Source organism: Klebsiella sp. OBRC7 (assembly GCF_000293135.1).
GTDB lineage: Bacteria > Pseudomonadota > Gammaproteobacteria > Enterobacterales > Enterobacteriaceae > Klebsiella > Klebsiella michiganensis.
Genome location: NZ_ALNJ01000122.1, coordinates 1 through 21,819, shown reverse-complemented (window position 1 = coordinate 21,819; position 21,819 = coordinate 1). Strand labels below are relative to the sequence as shown.

Genomic DNA, 21,819 nt, shown 5'->3' with positions numbered 1-21,819 from the left:
CGCCAGTTCAAATAACCGTAAATTAAATATGGTTATTGCAGCCGTAGAACCCCCGGCTTCCTGAACGCGTTCGACTACACTAGACAGGGACAGATGTTTGATACCGCTGGGTCTGCCGCGAGTATCAATCGATGGCAGCCCCCGCCGAGCCGGACACATTCACTACTAAAACAGATTAGGACAGGACGTAACCATGCAACTTAACGACCCTACCCTTTTTCGCCAGCAGGCAATGATTAATGGACGCTGGCGCGACGCCAGCAGCAAAGAGACCCTCGCGGTCACGAACCCCGCCAACGGCCAGCAGCTGGGCAACGTGCCCAAAATGGGCGCCGCAGAAACCCGCGAGGCTATCGATGCCGCCGCCGGCGCGCTGCCCGCATGGCGCGCCCTTACCGCCAAAGAACGCTCCAGTATCCTGCGCCGCTGGTTTGAGCTGATGATGGAACATCAGGACGATTTGGCGCGCCTGATGACGCTGGAACAGGGGAAACCGCTGGCGGAAGCAAAAGGCGAAATTAGCTACGCCGCCTCCTTTATCGAGTGGTTTGCCGAAGAGGGCAAACGCATCTACGGCGATACCATTCCCGGCCATCAGGCCGATAAGCGGCTGCTGGTGATTAAGCAGCCGATAGGCGTGACCGCCGCTATCACCCCGTGGAATTTCCCCTCGGCGATGATCACCCGTAAAGCGGGCCCGGCGCTGGCCGCTGGCTGCACGATGGTGCTCAAGCCCGCCAGCCAGACCCCGTTCTCCGCGCTGGCGCTGGCGGAGCTCGCCAACCGCGCCGGGATCCCCGAAGGGGTATTTAACGTCGTTACCGGTTCGGCCAGCGAGGTCGGCGGTGAGCTCACCGGCAACCCGCTGGTGCGCAAACTCTCCTTTACCGGCTCGACGGAAATTGGCCGCCAGCTGATGGAACAGTGCGCGAAAGATATCAAGAAGGTCTCGCTGGAGCTCGGCGGCAACGCGCCGTTTATCGTTTTTGATGACGCCGATCTGGATAAAGCCGTCGAAGGCGCGCTGGCCTCCAAGTTTCGCAACGCCGGGCAGACCTGCGTCTGCGCCAACCGCCTGTACGTCCAGGATGGCGTCTACGATCGTTTCACCGAAAAGCTTCAGCAGGCGGTGAGTAAGCTGCAAATCGGCGATGGCCTGCAGCCCAACGTCACCATCGGGCCACTGATTGACGAGAAAGCGATCGCTAAAGTGCAGGAGCATATCGCCGATGAGCTGGGCAAAGGCGCGCGGATAGTAACCGGCGGGAAAGTTCATGAGCTCGGCGGAAACTTCTTTCAGCCAACGATTCTGGTGGACGTCCCCGGTAATGCCAAAGTGGCGAAAGAAGAGACCTTTGGCCCCCTCGCCCCGCTATTCCGCTTTAAAGATGAAGCGGATGTTATTGCTCAGGCCAACGACACCGAATTCGGCCTGGCGGCCTATTTCTACGCTCGCGATCTGGGCCGCGTCTTTCGCGTCGGCGAAGCGCTGGAGTACGGCATTATTGGGATTAATACCGGCCTGATCTCCACCGAGGTCGCCCCGTTCGGCGGCGTGAAATCTTCCGGTCTCGGCCGTGAAGGGTCGAAGTATGGCATCGATGATTACTTAGAAATCAAATACATGTGCATTGGGATTTAACCAATAAACGCGCCAGCCCCGCTGGCGCGAATTTTTTAACGCTCAAGTGCGGATCGGCCAGGAAATGTAGTCATGATGGCCGTTCGTTTGCCGCCCGGTTCTCTCCGCCCCTATTTAATCGTAACCGCCATTTTTATGCTTCAGGCAATGATAAAATATTATTGCCCGTCAGGAAAAGTTATCTCCTCTCAGTCCGGGGCAGGTTCGACATAGGATTAATCGTAGGCTACAATAATCAACGCCGAGCTAAAGCTTAATTTTTGAATAGATTCATAGACATAAATTCAGCTTTAAAGAAGGACAGGACATCATTTTATTGACTATAAAACGAGCAAAAAGATGACGGATAGCACCATTAAAATTTACAACGCCCGCTATAGTAAGCTGATGAAGCTACTGGATTTTATTGCCGTCAACTTGTTTATTTTCGCTTATTTAAAATACTTTTTCGTCGAACCCTCAACGGCCTCTCTGTTCCTGGGCATAATATATTCACTGATTTTTATCAGAGCCAATGAACACTTTCAGCTATATTCTGGTCAATTTAAAGGCCAGTATTTAAAAAAATTAACTAAATTGTTTTTCAGCGTCAGCATAAGCGGCTTGTTATCATTTTTATTGTTTGTAAGCGCCGAAGTATTACTGAACAATCACGCCAGCACAAACGCGGTGCGATTAGCTGAAATTATTGTGCTGTGCTCGATTGCCATATTTATTAGTATGTTTCTGATTCGCGTTATCTCCAGCCGCTATTTTTTCAAATCCAGACTCAAGGTGGCTATTTTAGGCATAACGCCAGCCGGGCTGGCCATCGAGCAGGCGCTGTTTAAGGAGTATACCCACGACGGGATTGACATCACCTTCTTTGAGGACCGCGCCGTGCAGCGCGACAGTCGCCTGTTCAGCATTGAGAAAAAAGGCAACTCGCGCGACCTGCTGGCGCTGGCGAAAGCCGGAGAAATCGATGAAGTCTATATTGCCCTGCCGATGGTCGCCCAGCAGCGTATTCGCCAGTTCTTGAATGAATTTTCCGACACCACCGTAGATGTGTTTCTGGTACCGGACCTCTTTTCCTACAGCTCACATATTTCTCAGCTGCGGATGTTCGGCAATATTCAGACGATCAGCATTTTTACCTCACCATTTGAAGGCGAAGGCGCAGTACTCAAGCGTATCGAAGATATCGTGCTTGGCGCTTTTTTTACCCTGGTCAGCCTGCCAGTCATGCTGGCGGTGGCGATCGGCATTAAGCTGACTTCGCCGGGCCCGGTGCTGTTTAAACAAAACCGTTACGGCCTGAACGGTAAACAGATCCCCGTCTGGAAGTTCAGAACCATGCGCGTGATGGAAAACAGCGCGGTAGTGACCCAGGCGACGCGTAACGATCCGCGCATAACCCGCTTCGGCGCCTTTTTACGTAAAACCTCGCTTGACGAACTGCCGCAGTTTTTTAACGTGCTGCAGGGAACCATGTCGATAGTGGGCCCACGCCCTCACGCGGTCGCGCATAATGAGCAGTATCGCGTGCTGGTGGAAAATTACATGATCCGCCATAAAGTGAAGCCCGGCATTACCGGGCTGGCGCAAATACACGGTTTTCGCGGCGAAACCGACACGATTGATAAAATGGAAAAACGCATTCAGTACGATCTGGAATATATTCAGTCGTGGTCGCTGCTGCTGGACATTAAAATTGTGTTTTTAACGTTTTTCCGCGGATTTGTGGGGAAGAATGCGTTCTGAACTCACTTTCCTGGCAGGTTTGCTGGCGATGCCTTACGCATGGGCTGACCTGCAGGCAAAACCACATACCGGTGTGGCTGGCATCGATTTCGAGAGCCAGGTGGGTTATGACGTCGGTTACAATGACAACGTGACCTGGCAACGCTACGGCGGGAATGAAATAGGCTCAGCTTATCAAGGCGTTAAGCCGATTTTCAAAGCCATCGGCGAGCGCTACGAGGACCGCTATTTATTGATGTACTCCGGCGATTACCGCCGCTACGCCAGCGATAGCGCAGATAACCGCGACAACCATTTTTTTATGTTTAACGGCAAATGGCGCTTCGGCAGCATGCACGGGCTGTCGTTGGATCTCGATGAAACGTTCGGCCATGAAGAGCGCGGCCGCGATACCACCGAGGGGTTTCTCCCCGAGCAGTTTAAAGAGTTTGGCATTAATAAGCCCATCGCCACGCGCTTCTTTAACAGTGAACTGCGCTATAGCTACGGGGCGCCGGAAGGGCGCGGTAAAGCAGAAGTTGCGCTAATGCATAAGCAGCTGCGCTTTCGCAATCTCGACAGCATTGAGGACGCCAGCGCCGACTTTCATTACTACATGCACGATCAGGAGTGGCATGAAAACAGCCTGGTCGCCGAGCTTTTTGATCAAAAAGCCAAGACGCTGCGCTATCGCTACAGTTTTATTACCAACCAGCGTCGCTATGAGCTCAACCCGTTAAAAGACAGTAATGAATATTATCTGCTGGTCGGCATGAAAAATCGTCTTTCCGGCAAGACCGAGATCAACGGCAACGTCGCCTGGTTGTATAAAGATTTTATCCATAATCCCGACTCGCAGGGGTTCAACGGCCTGAACTGGGATATTAACGCCGACTGGAAACCGCTTGAACAGATAAAGCTCAACCTACACAGTTCACAACGAATAAAAGATCCCACCGACTCCGGCGGCTATATTCTGGTATCAAATTTCGGTCTGGGCTATGAGCACCACTGGCTGGTCGACAGGTTCTCCACTCTGGTTGATTACTCTTATATTACAGAGGATTACAAACACCAGACTAACGGACGCAAAGATCGATCAAACCTCGTGTCGCTCACCTTCAACTACGACTACCGCCCATCCGTTAATTTTCAGCTGAAGCTGCAATGGAACACGATGCATTCTAATAAAGAAAAAGATGCCTTTTATATTGGCCCGGACTATGACCATGAGGTCGAGCGCACGCTGGGCTACAACGACTCGGCCATTATTTTTATGACGCAGGTACAAATATGATCCTTAGCTATGGAAAACGGGCGGTGATTTCTCTTCTGGCGCTATGGCTGGCGGGCTGTTCGGCGCCGCCGCAGACAATCCGAACGCCGCCGGATGCCGTTTATCATCTGGACCAGGGAGATGAGATCAATATCGCGGTTTCCGGCGAGCAGGATCTCACTATGCGCGTAAAAATCGATAATAGCGGCAGCGTTGATTATCCTTATATAGGCTCCCTGATGCTGAAAGGGAAAACGCCTGAACAGGTCGGCAACGAAATTGCCGATAAGCTGCGCGGTAACTATCTGCAGGCGCCAATGGTGACCGTGAGCATTGCCGAATACCGTAAAATTTATCTGTTAGGCGAAGTCAAAAAACCGGACGGTTACGCCTGGGAACCGGGCTTAACCGCTGAAAAAGCCATTGCGCTGGCCGGCGGGTTTACCGATCGCGCCGATCGCCATGACATCCGCATTCGTCAGTTTCGCAGCGGTAAACTGCTGGAAAACGTCGCCGCCGACTCCGCCGTACAGGCCGGAGATACCATCATCATTGGCATGAGTTTCTTCTGATATGGCTATTTCATTAGTTGAAAATGGAAAGAAGAAAGAAGGCTTTATCGACTTCACGCCTTATTTCAACAAAATTAAGCACAAGCTGATCTGGTGCCTGGTGGTGGTGGTGGTGGCTGCCGCGGCGTCGTGGATCCTGACGCGCTTTATGTCATCCAGCTATACCGCAACCGCGACGGTGCTGTTTAAAGCGCAGTCGCAGGATGTTACCCCCCTGCCGCGGCTGGAAAACTATGATTCCACCCGCAGCGATTACTATGAAACCAAATACGCGCTGATGGGCTCCCGCGTGGTGCTGGAAGCCGCGGTAAAAGCGCTAAAGCTGGATCGGGACCCGGAATTTAACGGCGGGGACAATCTTGATGAGGCCGCGCGGGTCAATAATGCGCTGCGCGCCCTGCAAAAAAACCTGACCATCTCCGGCGTGCGCACCACGCAGCTGGTATCCGTTTCGATGGAGGCGAAATCGCCGCAAAAAGCCGCCGATATCGCCAACGGCGTGGCGCAGGCGTTTATCGATTACAGCCTGGCGCAGAAGCAGAAAATCCTGCTCCAGGCCCAGGGCTGGAACGAGAAAATGATGGACGATCTGCGCGATAAGCTCGATCGCCAGAAAGCCGACATCGATGATTTTCTCAAACAAAACGGCCTGCTGACCTTTCGCAGCATGGATGGCTACGAGACCGAGCGCCTGGGGATCGTGATTAACCATCTGGCCGACGCCACCCAGCGCCGTCTGAAAGCGCAAACGGTGTGGGACAAAGTGCGCCGCCAGCAGGGAAAAGCGCCGGAAGCCATCATCTCGCTGCCGGAAATTTCCGGTCATCCGCAGATTCAGGATCTGCGCATCGCGCTGATCCAGACGCGGCGTAACCTATCGGAAGCGGCGAAACACTATGGCCCTAAGCATCCGAAATATCTTCAGGCTCAGGCCCAGCTGCAGGTCGTGAACGGGCAGATAGGCCAGGTGTTGGGGGAACTGCTTAACGGCTTACGCCAGCAGTATCAGATCGCGCTGGACGATGAACAGCACTATCAGAAGATGCTCGACGATCAGAAAGCCGACTTCCAGGCGCTGGGCGCCAGGCGCGACAAATACAACACCATGATGACCGCGCTGAACAAAACCGAAGAGCTGTATAAATCGCTGTATCAGCGGGCGAATGAGCAGAAGCTCTCCGAGAGCTTTTCGGTTCCCGATGAAGTGATCTACGATGCCGCCGTGCCGCCAAACCTTCCCTCTAAACCGCAGCGCGGTCTGCTTATCGTGATGGCGACCCTGATGGCGCTGGCGCTGTACATCATGTACCTGATAGTCAGCACCGCGCTCGACAAAACGGTGAACAGCATCAGCGAACTCAAAGCCAAAACGGGCCTTGATGCCAGCGGTGAGTTTCCGCTGTTGCCTCAGGCGAACAGCGCGAAGCTGACGTTCCAGAACCTGCTGTATGCCGATATGCTCCACAGCCTGCGCCTGGCGCTGCTCGGCCAGAATAATCATAGCGGGACGATACTGGTGACCTCGGCACAGGCCCACGCCGGCAGCAGCCTGATTGCCGAAATGCTGGCGTGGTCCGCCGCTAAGTCAGGCAAAACCTTACTCATCGATATAGATTATCTCGCAAGCGCGGGGCTCTCCGCGCGCTATCCTCAGCATAAAACAGGGTTCAGCGAGCGTCTTGATGGCCGCAGCGCCGCGTCCCAGGCGGTGGTCCCCCTTTCCGAGACGCTGGATTTTATGCCGCGAGGCGAACTCAGCGACTCAGCCCTGCTGCTGCTCACTTCTGAACGGCTCCCGGCGCTGCTGACGACGCTGCGGCAGACCTACGATTATCTGATTATTGATGCGCCATCGCTCGGGCTGGCCCAGGACGCCCTGCTGCTGGCGCCGCACGTCGATATCAGCCTGCTGGTGGTCAACGCAGGCGAGCAGGCGTCGCGCATCCGCGACGCGCAACATCGTCTGCAAGCCGCCGCGCCAACCCCAGTCGCCACCATGCTTAACCGGGTGCAAGAAGAGAACCTGGAGACGCAGGAGGGCAAACGCCTGCCCGAGCGCGGCATGGGCGAACTGATTTCACCGAAGTAGCGATTATGAACTTAATTAAGAGTATTTCTTCAATCGCCAGCTCCTCGGTCCTCTCGCAGGCGATCGGCGCTTTTTCCGTATGGCTGATTTCCCATCGCTACGGCATGGCGGAAGTCGGGCACTATGCGATGATCTACAGCAACGTGCTGATTGGCGCGCAGGTTTGCACCTTTGCGTCGCAGCTGCTGATCCCGCGCCAGGAAGAGCATGAGCTGGGGCAGAACGTGGTGTTTTGCCTGCTGCAAAGCCTGCTTCTGGCGCTGCCGTGGGCGGTGGTCACGGGACTGATGTTCCATCTCAATATCGCGTTTCTCTACCTGCTCACCTTCGGCTATGCGCTGGTTTTGATCGCCGAGAACCTCTCGCTGCGCGGCGGTAACTATCAGTTCCTCACCTTCCAGCGTATCGCCGTGTCGCTGGTGGTGGCGATAGCTCTGCTGGCGATGCCGAATACCACGCTGTTCTATATTGCCTGGATGGCGGGCATTTTGCTGCTGCTCGGCCTCTGCCTGCTGCGTTTGTTTCGCTTCAGCACCCTGACGCCGGCACACTTTTCACCGCGGGCGAACGGCCTTTTTGCGCGCCAGCACTGGCAGCACCTCAGCCGCGTCGGCAGCGCGGAAGTGCTGGCGATGGCCAGCAATAACCTGCCGACGATGTTGATTAACGTCTGGTTTTCACCGCTGGTCGCGGGCTATTTCTCGGTGGTGAGCCGCTTCTGTTTATCGCCGGTGATGATTGTCGGTAACGCGGTGCGCAACTCCATCTTTTCAAAATGGTCGATGGATTTTCGCAACAACACCTTTAACTATGCGGAATACAAAAAAATTCGCCTGCTGCTGATGGCCGCGGCGCTGATCTGTATCCTTGGGATCTGGATTTTCTATCCGCTGGTCATGCGCCTGGGCTTCAGCCAGGAGTGGCTCAATTCCATTCCAACCTCACGCTATATGCTGCCTTATCTGTTCGCCGCGCTGGCCGTCAGTCCGCTGACCGTTATTGAGCTTATCTTTGGTTCTAAACGCTATTTTTTACGCATTCAGATAGAGCAGCTGCTGATCATTATCGTCGCTTTTATCGCTCTACCTGAATTGGGCCAAAGCTATGAAATTGCTCTGCTGACCTTCTCTGTTCTTACCAGCATTCGCTATCTGTTCATTCTGTTGAAAATGAATAAGCGGGCGCTGCAGCTCTCCCGGCAGGAGCAGAAAATATGCAGCTAAACACCGGTCGCTATCTGGAGATATTCGCGCTGACGACCATCGTCTTCTGCGGCACGGTGCAGTATTTCACCGGCGTTGTCGCCGTATTATGGCTTCCGTTTTTCATGGTGCTGGTAATGGTAGTTTTGTTGATGATGCAAAGCCGGCAGCAGCCCCTGGCGCTCAGCGCGCGCGAGAAGGTGGTGCTGGCGCTGTATCTGACCTTTATCATCCTTAGCCTCTGCGCCACGGTTTTACAATCCGGCATCGTCACCGCCATCGTCGGTTTTAAAAACGAACTGGCCCTGTCGCTGGTGATGTTTTGCATGCTGCTTGGTATGTTTCGCGAGTCGCAGCTGCATCGCCTGACTCAGCTTTTTTACTGGCTGTTCTACGTCCAGTTCCCGCTGGCTATCTATCAGGTGCTGGTGGTGGTGCCAAAACGCGTGGCTTTGCGCGGCGAAGATGAAAAGTGGGATTCGGTGGTCGGCACGTTTGGCGGCGACCCGATGGGCGGCGGCAATACCGCGGCCATGGGGATGTTCTGCCTGCTGATTATGCTGCTGAAGGTGTCCGAATTTAAGCACGGTATCTGCTCGTTCAAGTCGATGGCGGCGCATATCGTGCTGGCCTTTTTCCTCTGCGTGGTGGGCGAGGTAAAATTCGTGATTCTGCTGTCGCCGTTCTTACTGGCGCTGCTGTGGATCATGCCCGCTTACGTCAGCGGCATCAGCAAAGTCACCCTGCGCTCGTTGATGATAATCGCCGCCGGAATGGTGGTGTTAATTTTTGCCGCTATCACCATTCTCGCCTCCAACTACTCGTCGGCCTTCGGCGGGGATCCAACCAAAAGCGCGCTCTCGGTATTTATCGATTCCCTCGGTTATATTTTTGATACTAACTACATTATGGAAAGCGGCGAGCTCGGCCGGTTTACCACTATTTTCTTCTGGCTTAAGCATAACGAGCTTTTTGGCCCCGGCGGAATGCTATTTGGCTACGGTCTGAACGCGACCAACAGCGGCAGTACCGTCTCTCCAGGCTATATCGGCGCCTGGTATCATCTGATACTCGACTCCACCGCGCTAAGCATGATGCTGTGGGAAGTGGGTATTATCGGCGTGATCTTATTTATCGCCATGATTGCTTCTATTCTTATCGGCATGCGGCCCAAAGAGACCTTTTCCCGCTACGATCTCAAACATGAAGATTTACAGCTGCTCAGCTCCGCGCCTGCGTTTTACGTCTTTGCCATCGGCTGTTTACTCAGCCTTCCCTATAGCCAGATCCTGATGATCATTCCCATGCTACAGTTTTTATTATGGCTGGCCCTCGGGACGCTTATTGTCATTCATCGTTCCGTCCGTCTGAACTCCGGTACCCAATATGAATAAAACGCCATCAATTACCGTCAGCATTAAGACCCTCAACGAAGCGCAGGGTATTGAAAAAACGATCGACAGCGTCCGCAAGCAATTGCAGCCTTACCCGCATCAGATTATCGTCGCCGATAGCCTCTCCACCGACAATACCCGCGAGCTGGCCGTCGCCAAAGACGCGATGGTGGTCTGCCTCGATAACGCAAAAGATCGCTGCTGCGGCGTGGGCCACCAGCTGGGCTGGTTATTCAGCGAAGGGGACTATCTGCTGCTGCTGGACGGCGATATGGAGCTGGAGCCGGGTTTTCTCGACACCGCCGTGGCGTTTCTTGAAACGCATCCTGAATATGCGGGCGTGGCGGGCAGCGTCGAGATGGATGACGCCGCTAACTATGAGTTTAAATCGCGCAAGCAGCGCCTGCATCTTATCTATCCGCAGGGCGATACCGATCATCTTGGCGGCGGCGGCCTCTATCGCCGTTCGGCAATCGAGAAAATTGGCTATCTGACCAATCTTAACCTTCACGGTTATGAAGAAGCCGAATTGGGGATCCGCTTGCAGGCCGCGGGCTATAAACTCCACCGCCTCGCCGCGCCCTATTTTAGCCATGCGTCCTATACCATGCCGACATTTAAAATGTTGACCTATCGCTGGAAGAACGGTTTTTTATGGGCGCCGGGTGAGCTATTACGCAACTGCTGGGGGAAAAAGCATTTCCCCGCCGCGCTTAAGATTGTTCGCAACGAACTGATATTCACGCTGTATATCCTGGTATTGATTATTTGCCTCCTGTCGTTCAATCCCGGTGTGATTATTATCGCCCTGCTTCCGCTGCTTGCGTTTATCGCGCTGAAGGCGATTAAAAACAAGTCGCTGCGGGACGGCGTCCAGAGCGTGATCAACTTATCGTTATTTTCCGCAGGTATGGTGCGAGGCCTGATTAACGCCGTTCGCGATCCGCTGAAACAGCCCGCCGTGACCGTCTCCAACCCAAAACATATCCAGACAGAACATGAAAATATTATTCGTTAATAAATTCTTTTTTATTAAGGGCGGAGCGGAAACCGTTTTTTTCCAGGAGCGAGACGCCATGCTGCAAGCGGGCTATCAGGTTGTCGACTTCAGCATGCAGCATGCGGAAAATAAGCCTTCGCCCTGGGAAAGCTTCTTCGTACATAACGTGGATTATCATCAAAGCCACGGGCTTACGGGCAAGCTCAAAGCGGGCATCGACTTTATCTACAACACTGAGGCCTGCAATAAACTCAACACCCTGCTGCTGGAGCAGCGCCCGGATATTGTGCACTTTCATAATATCTACCACCAGCTGACGCCCGCCTTGATTGGCGTCGCTAAGCGCTTTGGCTGCAAAACCGTACTGACGGCGCACGATTATAAAATCGTCTGCCCATCGTACACCATGCTGCGCGATGGCCACGTCTGCGATGACTGTCTTACCGGTTCGGTGAGCAACGCCTTTCGCCATCGTTGCCAGCAGGGCGATACCTTTAAAAGCCTGCTGCTCTCGCTTGAGGCCTACTGGCAAAAGTTCGCGCAAAATTACGCCATGCTCGATTGCATTATAGCTCCCAGCGAATTTATGCGTCAGACGCTGCTGCGTAAATTACCCAGGTCGCGGATCGATGTGATCGTCAACGGTATTGATGCCAGCACCACGATCCCGGGCGATACGGCGGGGGATTATTTCCTCTATATCGGCCGCTTGAGCCGTGAGAAAGGCGTGGCCACCCTGGCGCTGGCGCAGCAAAAAATGCAGCAGTCCATGCCGCTGAAAATCGTCGGCGATGGCCCTCTCGGCAGCGACCTGCGCGCCCGCTTTAGCGGTCCGGAATTTCTCGGCTATATGCGCCACGGAGACGCGCTCAACGCGTTGATTCGCGGCGCGCGGGCGGTGATCGTCCCTTCCGAATATTATGAAAACTGCTCGATGTCGGTGCTGGAGGCGATGGCGTTCGGCCGCCCCGTCGTCGGCGGCAATATCGGCGGTATTCCGGAGCAAATTCGCGATGGCATTGATGGCTATCTGGTGGAACCCGGGGATGCCGACGCGCTGGCGCGCATCATGGATAGCCTGGCCGCCAATCCGCAGCAGGCGCGAGAAATGGGCATCAACGCACGCCAGCGTTTAGAGGAGAAATACGATCTCGCCCGGCATATGCAGGTTCTGCAGGAACTCTATCAGCAGCTCGTGGGGGAAGAGAAATGAAGCTCAAAGTGACGGTGCTTGGCACCCGCGGTATTCCGAACGTCCAGGGCGGCGTTGAGACCCATTGCCAGAATCTCTATCCGGAAATCTATTACCAGAATGACGCCGATATCTGCGTCATTGCCCGCTCACCGTACGTTGACTATCGCCGTAGCGAATATAAAGGCGTGCGGTTGAAAAGCCTGTGGGCGCCCAAAAGCCGTAAATTCGAAGCCATTATTCACTCTACGCTGGCCGCCTTCACGACCCTGTTTGACGGCTCAAATGTGGTTCACGTTCATGCGGTCGGCCCTGGCCTGGTGGTCCCGCTGCTGCGCCTGCTCGGCAAGCGCGTCGTTTTTACCCACCACGGCCCGGACTACGATCGCCAGAAGTGGGGCAAAATGGCGAAAGAGATGCTGCGCCTCGGTGAGAAATGGGCGGTGAAATATGCCAACGAGGTTATTGTGATCTCGGAAGTGATTAATACGCTGATTAAGACCAAACACGGCCGTACCAACGCTAACGTGATCTATAACGGCGTGCGCCAACCGCCGCTTCCCGCCGAAGAGACGCAACGGGCCACGCTGAATCAGTATTCGCTGAAAGCCGGGCAATACATTGTCGCCGTCGCCCGTTTTGTGGAAGAAAAAGGGCTGCACGATCTGCTTGCCGCCTACAAAGCCTCGAACTGTTCGCTGCCGCTGGTACTGATTGGCGATGCCGACCATCCTGATGAGTACAGCGAACGGCTGAAGAAGCAGGCGGCCGAAACCCCGGGAGCGATCATGACCGGTTTTATTAGCGGCGATCCGCTGTACACTTTGTTCTCACAGGCCGGGCTTTTTGTTCTACCGTCTTATCACGAAGGGCTGCCCATTGCCCTGCTGGAGGCCATGTCCTGGTCACTGCCGGTTATCGTCAGCGATATCCCCGCCAACCTCGAGATCGGCCTGCCTGCAGAAGTTTATTTTCCGACGGGCAATGTCGCCGCGCTGGCGCAAAAGATCCAGTCCTGGCGCGGCGAGGAGACCGCGGATTACAGCCAACTGATGCCCAAATACCGCTGGCCGGACATTGCGGCAAAAACCGCTCAGGTCTATCAGCGTTTAATGAATAAGAGTCAACCGTGACTAAATCAACATCCGACCTGGTCGTCGAGCGCTTTTATTCCGCGCTTGACCCGGAAACAGAAACCTCACTCACGCCGGAACAAAAGCGCGGTATTGAACAGGCGCTGGTGAGAGCGAGCCTGGCCTCGCGCCATCGCATCGATTTTCGCCACAGTTTTCCTTTTCTGCATCGCCGCTATTTCGTGGTCTTTTTATGCGGCCGCGATCTGCGCAAAATTCCGCGAGAGAGTACGCTGCTCGGGCGTATATTCTCCACCCTGGCGATTACCATCGCCGTGCTGTTCGCCATTCTTGCGGTGCTGCTGGCGCTCTATATGCTGAAATCCGCGCTGGGTATCGATGTGTTTAAAGACTTCCACGTCGGTATCTGGACGTGGTTTGTGAACCTCCACGATAAAGTGAATTAACGATGAGCTCTTTTTCGCTGCGCCGCGCCGCGCGCCTTGTGGCGCTACTGCTGGCCGGAGTCATACCCTCAGCGGCAGTGCTGGCTGAACGCACGGTTATCACCCCGCCGGCCTTTACCGGTCTGTTGACGAACCCAGGGATCGGCGTGGCCAGTTTCCACGATGGTTATGGCCAGAAGCCTTCTCTGAAAGAGTACCCGGACACCGGGTTCGAATACGATCGCTTTTACTGGAGCGATCTGGAGCCTGAAGAAGGCGTCTATGATTTTGCGCCGATCGATCGTGCTTTCAGCGTCGCCGCCCAGCATCAGCCGGCGATGAACGTCGGATTGCGTTTCATGGCGCTCGATGAACCGCAATCGGGCTCGAAAATCCCCGCCTGGCTTATCAAAAAAGGCATTCAGGGACAATGGGTCGAAAATGGCAAAACCTTTGTGCCGGACCTCAGCGATCCGATCTTTATCGCCTATGCGCAAAAGCTGCTTAACGCCCTCGGCGCACGTTATGACGGCAATCCGAACCTCGCGTTTGTCGATATAGGCATGGTGGGTTCGTGGGGGGAATGGCACAACTCCAATTTTACTGACGTTGCGCCGTTGCTGGAAAAGTACGCTCCGGAGCAGCTCAATCGCTACGTTGATATGCACTTCAGCAGTTTCCCGAAAACGCCCAAAATCATGTTAATCAGCGGCGGTAATTCGCTGGCCTGGGCCAGCCAAAAAGGCGCGGGGTGGCGCGCAGATTGCTGGGGAGACTGGCATAACTTTTCCGCAGAGTGGAGCCATATGCGCGATGACTATCCTCAACGCCTGGCCGCGGCGCAGACCGCGTGGCCCGGGTTTAATGATAGCTGGCAGCACGCCCCCGTTAGCCTGGAAATTTGCGGTTATATGGCGGAGTGGGAAAGCGTGCAGCACTATACCCGCGAAGAGGTCCAGGCAAGCTTCGACTGGGCATTAGCGCAGCACGCCAGTACCCTGAATCTGAAATCGCGTCCTGTGCCGGCAGCATATCGCGATATCGTTGATAGCGCGTTATTGCGAATCGGCTACCGCTACCGGGTGGGTCAGCTGGAATGGAATACGACCGTACGCAGCGGCATGCCGCTTACGCTAAACGTCACCTGGCGTAACGACGGCGTCGCGCCAGCCTATCTCCCGTACCTTGTGCAATGGCGGATAGTCAATGACGCCGGAACTACCGTTACGCAAATCAAAACGGCGGATGACGTTCGCCAGTGGCTACCCGGCGATCATCACAGCAGCGCTACGCTGCCGCTGCCTGCCGGACTCCCGGTCGGCCAATATCGTCTGGAAGCGGCCCTGACCAATCATCAGGGCCAGCCGCGTATTCAACTCGCTAACGAAGGTAAAACCGGTGATGGATGGTATTCACTGGCTTCATTTAACCTTAAGGAATAACCATGTTTGAGGCTATCAGGCTGGTCGCCCGGGAGATCAAATCCTGCGGCGGCATAAAAGCGAAAATCGCGGTTCTGCTTTATCGTCTGGCGACGCTCTATCGCAGCCGTAATCCTCTGTGGAAGATCTGCGGGCTCCCCTTCGTTATTCTCAATATCGTGATTAACGAGTGTGTATTTTGCATTGAGCTGCCGTGGCGAGCGCGCATTGGCTATGGGCTGAAGCTGTATCATCCGCACTGCATCGTGATTAATCGGGGAACGGTCATCGGCCAGAACTGCACCCTGCGCCAGGGCGTCACGATTGGTAGCGTGACCGACAGTCAGGGCCGTGAGGGCGACAGCCCGCGCATCGGCGATAACGTCGAATTTGGCGCCCACGCCGTGGTGATTGGCGCGGTCACGCTGGGCGACAACGTCAAGGTTGGGGCAGGAACGGTAGTGACCAAAGATCTGGCCGCAGGAATGATTGCCGTCGGTCAACCCTGTCGGATATTAAACGGTATTTAGCGCGGGTTTGCCTGGGAAGGAAACCCGCGCTGGTCGAAACGCGGGTTTTATTGCGAGCAGGATGACAGCCGCTGACCGGAACTCAGGCTCTCAGCTTAACCGGTTCGCTAAAATCATCGGCGGGCTCCAGCTTAAGACTGAACGTCGCCAGCAACGCTTCGGCTCGTTCGTGAAAACCACGTAGCGTCTTTTCAAGCTTTTCAGTGACTTCAGGATCGTCAATCGCGACCGGACGCCAGACGCCCTCTTTGTCGAACAATCCAAACTGATAGCTATAGGTGAAGCGCGATTCCTGCGCTTCCATCTCCATCCACCATCCCCAGAACTCGCGTTTTTCAGGCGCTGGTTTTACGTTGACGCAAACAGCCAGGCAATCGAAAAAGAAGCGGTTGTCTTCACATTGCTCCTCACGGATGTAAGGGCCAAGCGCCGTGAATTTCTTAATCAGCTTACTCTTCAGGTGTCCACTCGGTAACGTCATTGCGATCTCCTTTAGTCATGCCATGACGTTACCAAATCGATAGAATTTAGCAATATATTAACTAAATCTATGGCTAATCCAGCGGGCGATCTGCCGCAGCGCGTGATCGAAATTGCGATAGACCGGATTGAACGGGATCTCCAGCAGCTTACCGTCGGATGATGATGAAGTAATCAGCCGCGACTCCTCCTCCGGGCTGAACGGATCGTCTTTCCAGAAGCCTGAGAGCATTGGCGTGGGGCAGCGGCGCCCCAGCAGCCCCTGAACCTTCAGGGAATAGCGGTTAAGCTCAACGCGCAGCGCGTCGTCGGAAGCGTCATGCATCCCCAGCCGCGAAGCCAGAACGTCAAGATACATCTCCGGCACCCGCCCCTGATGCAGCGGGTCCACCAGCAGGCCGTGTACCACCGGCCCCAGGCAGGCCACCGCCTTCAGGCGCTGGGACTCAAGATAGCCCAGCCGCACGGCGATATTCGCGCCGAAACGGAAACCAAAAGCGGCCACGCGGGTATGATCGACCCAGGGCACATTAGCCAGATGCTGCAGCACATACTGGTGCAGCAGACTGGTATCCTGGGTCAGCTTGCATTTTGAGGAGAAACCGATGGAAGGCATATCCACGGTCAGCATAGCGATACCCAACGGCGCAAAATAGTTTTCATACAGGTTGTAATAATCGGTCTGTAGCGCGTCAAGCCCGCCGCACATCAGTACCGTCGGGAACGGCCCATCGCCTGGCGGCATATGCAGGAAACCGGTGATCGGCGCGGCGCCGGGGATAGAGAACTCCAGCTCTCGCAGCTTGCCGGGCAAGCGCTGAGCGGCTTCTTCATAAGCCCGGTATGCCAGCACCTGCGCCTGTTCCGCCAGCTCATCGCCCTTGATGTGCGGATAGGCGGCAATGCTGTAAAGGTTTGCCGCATGGAGCCAGTGACGACCGCTCACGAGCAGATTCTCTTCCTGACCGGCCTTCTGCTGCCAGTCCATCGCCTGCTTGGCCCATTCAAAGATCCAGTTGCCGCCGCGATAGCCAACGACCGTATCGTAAAGCTCCGGGTCGGTGCGCTCGGCATCGCTCATGACGATGCGCGCCTGCACGTCGAGGATTTCCTGCGGCGTCACGCCACGCCAGATCCACATCAGGCGGTTAATCAATCGATACCAGTGATCAACGTGATTACCGCTGAGCGCAGACTGGATCGGTTGCTGCGCTCCGGTATTAAACCGACGCACCAGCGTGGAGGTTTCCGGATGTTTGAATCGGGGTTTAAACAGCGTTTCGCTAAGGTTAGCCTGGGACATGTGCAGCCTCCATCATGTTGCCACTGAAGCTATTGTAACCTGCGCAAGGGTAAAAAAAACCACGCCCGGCAAAACCGGGCGTGGTAATTAGCATTTATGCTGGAAATTAACGACCTGCGATAGGCGGTACGAACACCACGCCCATATCCCACGGCTGTTCAATCCAGGTATCCTGGGGAATATCAACAACATAATCATCAACCAGCGGGCGGCCGGCCGGTTTTGCGAAGATAGTGACAAAATGTGCTTTCGGATACATTTCGCGGATGGCTACGGCGGTACCGCCGGTGTCGACGAGGTCATCGATCACGATAAAGCCTTCGCCATCGCCTTCCGCACGTTTCAGCACGGTCAGTTCACGCTGATTATCGTGGTCATAGCTTGAGATGCAAACGGTATCAACATGACGAATACCCAGTTCACGCGCCAGTAGTGCTCCCGGTACCAGACCGCCGCGGCTAACGGCAATAATGCCTTTCCACTGTTCAACCGGCAGCAGGCGAGTGGCCAGCTTGCGGGCGTGAATCTGCAACATGTCCCAGGTGACGACGTATTTTTCGCTCATGTGAAGTGTCCCAGCCTGTGTAATACGGCTTAAATAATGTTCGAGGGGGAAAATGGTTGCGCGAGATTATAGAGATCTGACGCGCTAAAAACCAGCGTTAAGCAGCCACGACGACTCTTTTTACGCGGTTTACACTACCAGAGTACACGGAAAGTGGTATTCTCAACCCCATCGCGCAAGCCCGGGCTTGTAGTGTATTTGATTGCTAACCCCTCGATCTGCAAACGACTTTTGCAGGTGATTGTAAGGAGACTTATCGTGTCTGAACTGTCTCAATTATCCCCGCAGCCGCTGTGGGATATTTTTGCCAAAATCTGCTCTATTCCTCACCCCTCCTATCACGAAGAACAGCTCGCTGAGCACATCATGGGCTGGGCAAAAGAAAAAGGCTTACACGCGGAACGCGACCAGGTTGGCAACATTCTGATTCGTAAAGGCGCGACTGCCGGTATGGAAAACCGCAAACCGGTTGTGCTGCAGGCGCACCTCGATATGGTGCCGCAGAAAAACAACGATACCGTTCATGACTTCGCTAAGGACCCGATTCAGCCGTACATCGACGGCGAGTGGGTCAAAGCGCGCGGCACCACCCTGGGCGCCGACAACGGTATCGGCATGGCTTCCGCGCTGGCGGTACTGGCTGACGATAACGTGGTTCACGGCCCGCTGGAAGTGCTGCTGACCATGACGGAAGAAGCCGGTATGGACGGCGCGTTTGGCCTGCAGGCCAACTGGCTGCAGGCGGATATCCTGATCAACACCGACTCCGAAGAAGAAGGTGAGATTTACATGGGCTGCGCCGGCGGGATCGACTTCACCTCTGATCTGGCGCTGACCCGCGAAGCCGTTCCGGCCGGTTTTCAGAGCTTTAAGCTGACCCTTAAAGGACTCAAAGGCGGCCACTCCGGCGGCGAGATCCACGTTGGTTTAGGTAATGCCAACAAGCTGCTGGCGCGCTTCCTCGCAGGCCATGCTGAAGAGCTGGATCTGCGCCTGGTCGATTTCAACGGCGGCACCCTGCGCAACGCGATCCCGCGTGAAGCGTTCGCGACAGTCGCCGTGGCCGCGGATAAAGCGGACGCGCTGAAAGCGCTGGCTAATGAGTACCAGGCGATCCTGAAAAACGAGCTGGCGGCCAAAGAGAAAAACCTGACTGTGCTGCTGGAGTCGGTTGCTAACGAGCAGCCTGCGCTGACGGCCCAATCTCATGATACCTTTGTGCGTCTGCTGAACGCCACGCCAAACGGCGTCATCCGCAACTCTGATGTGGCAAAAGGCGTGGTGGAAACCTCGCTGAACGTCGGCGTGGTGACCATGACCGGCGACAACGTGCAGATTCACTGCCTGATTCGCTCGCTAATCGACAGCGGAAAAGATTATGTCGTGAGCATGCTGGATTCGCTGGGCAAGCTGGCCGGTGCGAAAACCGAAGCGAAAGGCGCCTACCCTGGCTGGCAGCCGGACGCCAACTCGCCGGTGATGCATCTGGTGCGTGAAACCTATCAGCGTCTGTTCAACAAGACGCCGAACATCCAGATTATCCACGCGGGCCTGGAGTGCGGTCTGTTCAAAAAACCGTATCCAGATATGGACATGGTTTCTATCGGGCCAACCATCACCGGTCCTCACTCCCCGGATGAGCAGGTTCATATCGAAAGCGTGGGCCAGTACTGGACGCTGCTGACTGAACTGCTGAAATCCATTCCGGCGAAGTAAGACAACACAGGCCCACTCCGCAGAGAGTGGGCCTTTTCTTTGTAAGATGACCGAGCGAAAAGCACGCCGTGCCGATTGTGGTAACCGCATCCGGGCATACCTGTCACGCGCTATATGTGGGATCGATTTGCCGCCGCATCAAATAATTAAGAAATCGTTCACCCCGCGCCGTCACTTCCTGTGGCTGCATAACCGTGAAGCCGTGACGCGCAAAAAAGGGCTTTGCCGTAATACTGGCCTCTACCGTATAAGCGCGCTCGGGAAGCTGCCTCAATAGCGTATTGAGCAGCGCGCTGGCGACGCCCTGGCGGCTATAGTCGGGAGAGACAAATAGTAAATCGATGTAGTCATCCACGGCGGTAATAAACCCGACCGGCGAGGCATCATTTATTGCCACCAGTACGCGTGACGCCGCGAGTTTTTGCCGCCAGCGGGCTTCATCAACCTGCGCCCAGGCGGCAATTTGCCGGGGGGAATAGTCGGCGCTGGCGGTCTCTTTAACGGCGCGTAAAAATAGTGCGCATAGCGCCGGAAAATCCCCCTCTTCGTACATTCTTATCGTTAACATCATTACAATCCCAAAACGAGTTGCCGCTCCAGCTGCGGATCAAGTAGCGTCACGTGCAGCCCCACCAGCCTGACTCCCCGACCTCCGCGCCGCTCGTGCCAGGCTTTATGCGCGGTAGAAATCAAATCATCTTTATTCAGCCGGGGCCAGACATGTTCCTGGGTGGTGAGCTGAAAATCATTAAACTTCAGCTTGACACCCTGACGGGCAATCAGCAAATCCGGTTTAACCTTCGCCAGTCGCCGTTCCAGCTCCGGGTAGAGGTTCTCAATAATCGATTCACACTCCGCCCATTCGTGGATATCTTCTATCAGGGTTCGTTCAACGCCCACCGATTTGCGCTGGCGCTCGCTGCTGATTTCTCGTTCATCAATCCCCTGGCTGCGCTCCCAGAGTATCCGCCCAAATTTACCAAAGCGCTTGAGCAGCATCGCCAGATCGCTGTTCTGCACATCTTCACAGGTCCTCAGCCCCATGCTCTCGAGCTTCGCGGCGGAAACCTTGCCGACCCCCGGGATCTTCGATAGCGGCAACGTTTTGACAAACTCTGCGACCTGATGCGGCGCAATAACAAACTGACCGTTGGGTTTATTCAAATCCGAGGCGATTTTTGCGAGAAATTTTACCGGCGCAATTCCTGCGGAGGCGGTCAAATTTAGCTCACGATGGATAGTCTCGCGGATCTCCTGCGCCATCAGCGTCGCTGACCCTTGACAATGAACGCTGTCGCTAACGTCGAGATAGGCTTCGTCCAGCGATAATGGTTCGATTAACGAGGTATAGCGGGAAAAAATCTCCCGGATATGGTTCGACGCCTCTTTATAGGCGTCAAAGCGGCCGGGAAGCAGCGTCAGGTGGGGGCAAAGTTTGAGCGCGGTGACGGTTGGCATGGCGCTGCGCACGCCGAATTTACGCGCCGGATAGTTAGCCGTACTGATAACACCGCGCTGCACCCGACTGCCGCCAATGGCAATAGGGATGTCGCGCAGTGCAGGGTTGTCACGCATTTCCACCGCCGCGAAGAAGCAGTCCATATCAACGTGGATGATTTTACGCATAGCCAAACCTTAGACTGTACATACATGGGTCTTCCCTTGTTGTGGTGGCTGAAGGCATGATAATGGTGTATTTAATCGCCAGAGGTCACCGCCATGGACGAAAAGTCCCTCTACGCTCATATTCTCAATCTGTCCGCTCCGTGGCAGGTAAAGTCCCTTTCTCTCGATGAAAATGCCGGTTCTGTTACTGTCACTGTTGGGATCGCTGAAAACACCCGGTTAGCCTGTCCGACCTGCGGTAAATCCTGTTCTGTTCACGATCACCGTCATCGTAAATGGCGCCATCTTGATACCTGCCAGTTCACCACCATTGTCGAAGCCGATGTTCCCCGCATTATGTGTCCGGAGCATGGCTGCCAGACATTGCCTGTACCGTGGGCAGGGCCTGGCAGCCGGTATACGCTGCTGTTCGAATCGTTCGTGCTCTCATGGCTGAAAATCAGCACCGTTGATGCTGTAAGGAAACAGCTAAAGCTCAGCTGGAATGCGGTTGACGGCATTATGACCCGGGCAGTTAAGCGAGGTCTTGCCCGGATAAAAAAGCCATTATCTGCCCGTCATATGAATGTG

At 55.0% G+C, this 21,819-nt stretch carries 20 protein-coding genes; 15 read left to right on the top strand and 5 right to left on the bottom strand.

Going from position 1 to position 21,819, the window contains the following annotated elements:
- The first annotated feature begins 193 nt into the window (after positions 1–193).
- The 13 genes from gabD (at position 194) to HMPREF1144_RS23475 (ending at position 15,559) form a co-directional block, all read left to right on the top strand.
- On the top strand, positions 194–1,642 hold the full coding sequence (gabD, locus tag HMPREF1144_RS23535; RefSeq protein WP_009654171.1) for an NADP-dependent succinate-semialdehyde dehydrogenase: 1,449 nt from the start codon (positions 194–196) through the stop codon (positions 1,640–1,642).
- 339 nt (positions 1,643–1,981) lie between these two features.
- A complete protein-coding gene (locus HMPREF1144_RS23530) occupies positions 1,982–3,385 on the top strand; it encodes an undecaprenyl-phosphate glucose phosphotransferase (protein ID WP_009654190.1) in 1,404 nt (467 codons plus the stop codon).
- Entirely contained in the window at positions 3,375–4,661 is a 1,287-nt protein-coding gene (locus HMPREF1144_RS23525; RefSeq protein ID WP_009654184.1) for an outer membrane beta-barrel protein, read from the top strand. The genes HMPREF1144_RS23530 and HMPREF1144_RS23525 overlap by 11 nt, the downstream gene beginning before the upstream one ends.
- On the top strand, positions 4,658–5,212 hold the full coding sequence (locus HMPREF1144_RS23520) for a polysaccharide biosynthesis/export family protein (RefSeq protein ID WP_004847971.1): 555 nt from the start codon (positions 4,658–4,660) through the stop codon (positions 5,210–5,212). Before HMPREF1144_RS23525 ends, HMPREF1144_RS23520 begins: the two co-directional genes overlap by 4 nt.
- Before the next feature lies 1 nt (position 5,213).
- Complete coding sequence (locus tag HMPREF1144_RS23515) at positions 5,214–7,301, top strand: GumC family protein (RefSeq protein ID WP_009654174.1); 2,088 nt, start codon at positions 5,214–5,216, stop codon at positions 7,299–7,301.
- Positions 7,302–7,306: 5 nt separating this feature from the next.
- The gene (locus HMPREF1144_RS23510; RefSeq protein WP_004847967.1) at positions 7,307–8,524 is read left to right on the top strand and encodes a lipopolysaccharide biosynthesis protein; all 1,218 of its coding nucleotides are present in this window, start codon (positions 7,307–7,309) and stop codon (positions 8,522–8,524) included.
- Entirely contained in the window at positions 8,515–9,897 is a 1,383-nt protein-coding gene (locus HMPREF1144_RS23505; protein ID WP_009654196.1) for a hypothetical protein, read from the top strand. The genes HMPREF1144_RS23510 and HMPREF1144_RS23505 overlap by 10 nt, the downstream gene beginning before the upstream one ends.
- A complete protein-coding gene (locus tag HMPREF1144_RS23500; protein ID WP_004847962.1) occupies positions 9,890–10,915 on the top strand; it encodes a glycosyltransferase in 1,026 nt (341 codons plus the stop codon). Before HMPREF1144_RS23505 ends, HMPREF1144_RS23500 begins: the two co-directional genes overlap by 8 nt.
- Entirely contained in the window at positions 10,896–12,110 is a 1,215-nt protein-coding gene (locus tag HMPREF1144_RS23495) for a glycosyltransferase family 4 protein (RefSeq protein WP_042928340.1), read from the top strand. Before HMPREF1144_RS23500 ends, HMPREF1144_RS23495 begins: the two co-directional genes overlap by 20 nt.
- A complete protein-coding gene (locus tag HMPREF1144_RS23490; protein WP_009654192.1) occupies positions 12,107–13,222 on the top strand; it encodes a glycosyltransferase family 4 protein in 1,116 nt (371 codons plus the stop codon). The genes HMPREF1144_RS23495 and HMPREF1144_RS23490 overlap by 4 nt, the downstream gene beginning before the upstream one ends.
- Entirely contained in the window at positions 13,219–13,629 is a 411-nt protein-coding gene (locus HMPREF1144_RS23485; protein WP_004847955.1) for a hypothetical protein, read from the top strand. The genes HMPREF1144_RS23490 and HMPREF1144_RS23485 overlap by 4 nt, the downstream gene beginning before the upstream one ends.
- A 2-nt stretch (positions 13,630–13,631) precedes the next feature.
- Positions 13,632–15,050 carry a DUF4832 domain-containing protein gene (locus HMPREF1144_RS23480; RefSeq protein ID WP_009654169.1) on the top strand — a complete coding sequence of 473 codons (1,419 nt, stop codon included), beginning with the start codon at positions 13,632–13,634 and terminating at the stop codon, positions 15,048–15,050.
- Positions 15,051–15,052: 2 nt separating this feature from the next.
- Positions 15,053–15,559 (top strand): serine acetyltransferase, encoded by a 507-nt coding sequence (locus HMPREF1144_RS23475; RefSeq protein WP_009654175.1) that lies wholly within the window; start codon positions 15,053–15,055, stop codon positions 15,557–15,559.
- 82 nt (positions 15,560–15,641) lie between these two features.
- Here the strand turns inward: HMPREF1144_RS23475 and crl are convergent, their stop codons facing one another.
- The 3 genes from crl to gpt all read right to left on the bottom strand — a co-directional run bounded on the left by crl (position 15,642) and on the right by gpt (position 17,907).
- Positions 15,642–16,040 carry a sigma factor-binding protein Crl gene (crl, locus tag HMPREF1144_RS23470; protein ID WP_004847949.1) on the bottom strand — a complete coding sequence of 133 codons (399 nt, stop codon included), beginning with the start codon at positions 16,038–16,040 and terminating at the stop codon, positions 15,642–15,644.
- A 57-nt stretch (positions 16,041–16,097) separates the two neighbouring features.
- The gene (gene frsA / locus HMPREF1144_RS23465; RefSeq protein WP_004129202.1) at positions 16,098–17,342 is read right to left on the bottom strand and encodes an esterase FrsA; all 1,245 of its coding nucleotides are present in this window, start codon (positions 17,340–17,342) and stop codon (positions 16,098–16,100) included.
- Between the two features lie 106 nt (positions 17,343–17,448).
- Positions 17,449–17,907: a xanthine phosphoribosyltransferase gene (gene gpt, locus HMPREF1144_RS23460; protein WP_004129200.1), complete on the bottom strand. Its 459-nt coding sequence runs from the start codon at positions 17,905–17,907 to the stop codon at positions 17,449–17,451.
- Positions 17,908–18,165: 258 nt separating this feature from the next.
- On the opposite strand from gpt, the gene pepD reads away from it, so the two are divergent.
- Positions 18,166–19,623 carry a cytosol nonspecific dipeptidase gene (gene pepD, locus HMPREF1144_RS23455; RefSeq protein WP_009654180.1) on the top strand — a complete coding sequence of 486 codons (1,458 nt, stop codon included), beginning with the start codon at positions 18,166–18,168 and terminating at the stop codon, positions 19,621–19,623.
- A gap of 103 nt (positions 19,624–19,726) precedes the next feature.
- On the opposite strand, the gene HMPREF1144_RS23450 is transcribed toward pepD, so the two are convergent.
- The gene (locus tag HMPREF1144_RS23450) at positions 19,727–20,191 is read right to left on the bottom strand and encodes a GNAT family N-acetyltransferase (RefSeq protein ID WP_042928345.1); all 465 of its coding nucleotides are present in this window, start codon (positions 20,189–20,191) and stop codon (positions 19,727–19,729) included.
- 2 nt (positions 20,192–20,193) lie between these two features.
- Positions 20,194–21,249, bottom strand: coding sequence for a DNA polymerase IV (dinB, locus tag HMPREF1144_RS23445; RefSeq protein WP_009654191.1), 1,056 nt, complete (start codon positions 21,247–21,249; stop codon positions 20,194–20,196).
- Positions 21,250–21,342: 93 nt separating this feature from the next.
- Here dinB and HMPREF1144_RS23440 point away from each other — a divergent pair.
- The coding region (locus HMPREF1144_RS23440) for an ISL3 family transposase (RefSeq protein ID WP_009654167.1) at positions 21,343–21,819 on the top strand (477 nt) is incomplete at its 3' end.

What these genes read in the sequence shown, in the direction of transcription:
- HMPREF1144_RS23475 (WP_009654175.1), top strand. Translation starts at nt 15,053, where the DNA reads ATGTTTGAGGCTATCAGGCTGGTCGCCCGGGAGATCAAATCCTGCGGC.
- HMPREF1144_RS23500 (WP_004847962.1), top strand. Translation starts at nt 9,890, where the DNA reads ATGAATAAAACGCCATCAATTACCGTCAGCATTAAGACCCTCAACGAA.
- HMPREF1144_RS23505 (WP_009654196.1), top strand. Translation starts at nt 8,515, where the DNA reads ATGCAGCTAAACACCGGTCGCTATCTGGAGATATTCGCGCTGACGACC.
- HMPREF1144_RS23450 (WP_042928345.1), bottom strand. Translation starts at nt 20,191, where the DNA reads ATGTTAACGATAAGAATGTACGAAGAGGGGGATTTTCCGGCGCTATGC.
- dinB (WP_009654191.1), bottom strand. Translation starts at nt 21,249, where the DNA reads ATGCGTAAAATCATCCACGTTGATATGGACTGCTTCTTCGCGGCGGTG.
- HMPREF1144_RS23520 (WP_004847971.1), top strand. Translation starts at nt 4,658, where the DNA reads ATGATCCTTAGCTATGGAAAACGGGCGGTGATTTCTCTTCTGGCGCTA.
- HMPREF1144_RS23495 (WP_042928340.1), top strand. Translation starts at nt 10,896, where the DNA reads ATGAAAATATTATTCGTTAATAAATTCTTTTTTATTAAGGGCGGAGCG.
- HMPREF1144_RS23510 (WP_004847967.1), top strand. Translation starts at nt 7,307, where the DNA reads ATGAACTTAATTAAGAGTATTTCTTCAATCGCCAGCTCCTCGGTCCTC.
- HMPREF1144_RS23480 (WP_009654169.1), top strand. Translation starts at nt 13,632, where the DNA reads ATGAGCTCTTTTTCGCTGCGCCGCGCCGCGCGCCTTGTGGCGCTACTG.
- gabD (WP_009654171.1), top strand. Translation starts at nt 194, where the DNA reads ATGCAACTTAACGACCCTACCCTTTTTCGCCAGCAGGCAATGATTAAT.
- HMPREF1144_RS23525 (WP_009654184.1), top strand. Translation starts at nt 3,375, where the DNA reads ATGCGTTCTGAACTCACTTTCCTGGCAGGTTTGCTGGCGATGCCTTAC.
- HMPREF1144_RS23530 (WP_009654190.1), top strand. Translation starts at nt 1,982, where the DNA reads ATGACGGATAGCACCATTAAAATTTACAACGCCCGCTATAGTAAGCTG.
- crl (WP_004847949.1), bottom strand. Translation starts at nt 16,040, where the DNA reads ATGACGTTACCGAGTGGACACCTGAAGAGTAAGCTGATTAAGAAATTC.
- gpt (WP_004129200.1), bottom strand. Translation starts at nt 17,907, where the DNA reads ATGAGCGAAAAATACGTCGTCACCTGGGACATGTTGCAGATTCACGCC.
- HMPREF1144_RS23490 (WP_009654192.1), top strand. Translation starts at nt 12,107, where the DNA reads ATGAAGCTCAAAGTGACGGTGCTTGGCACCCGCGGTATTCCGAACGTC.
- HMPREF1144_RS23515 (WP_009654174.1), top strand. Translation starts at nt 5,214, where the DNA reads ATGGCTATTTCATTAGTTGAAAATGGAAAGAAGAAAGAAGGCTTTATC.
- frsA (WP_004129202.1), bottom strand. Translation starts at nt 17,342, where the DNA reads ATGTCCCAGGCTAACCTTAGCGAAACGCTGTTTAAACCCCGATTCAAA.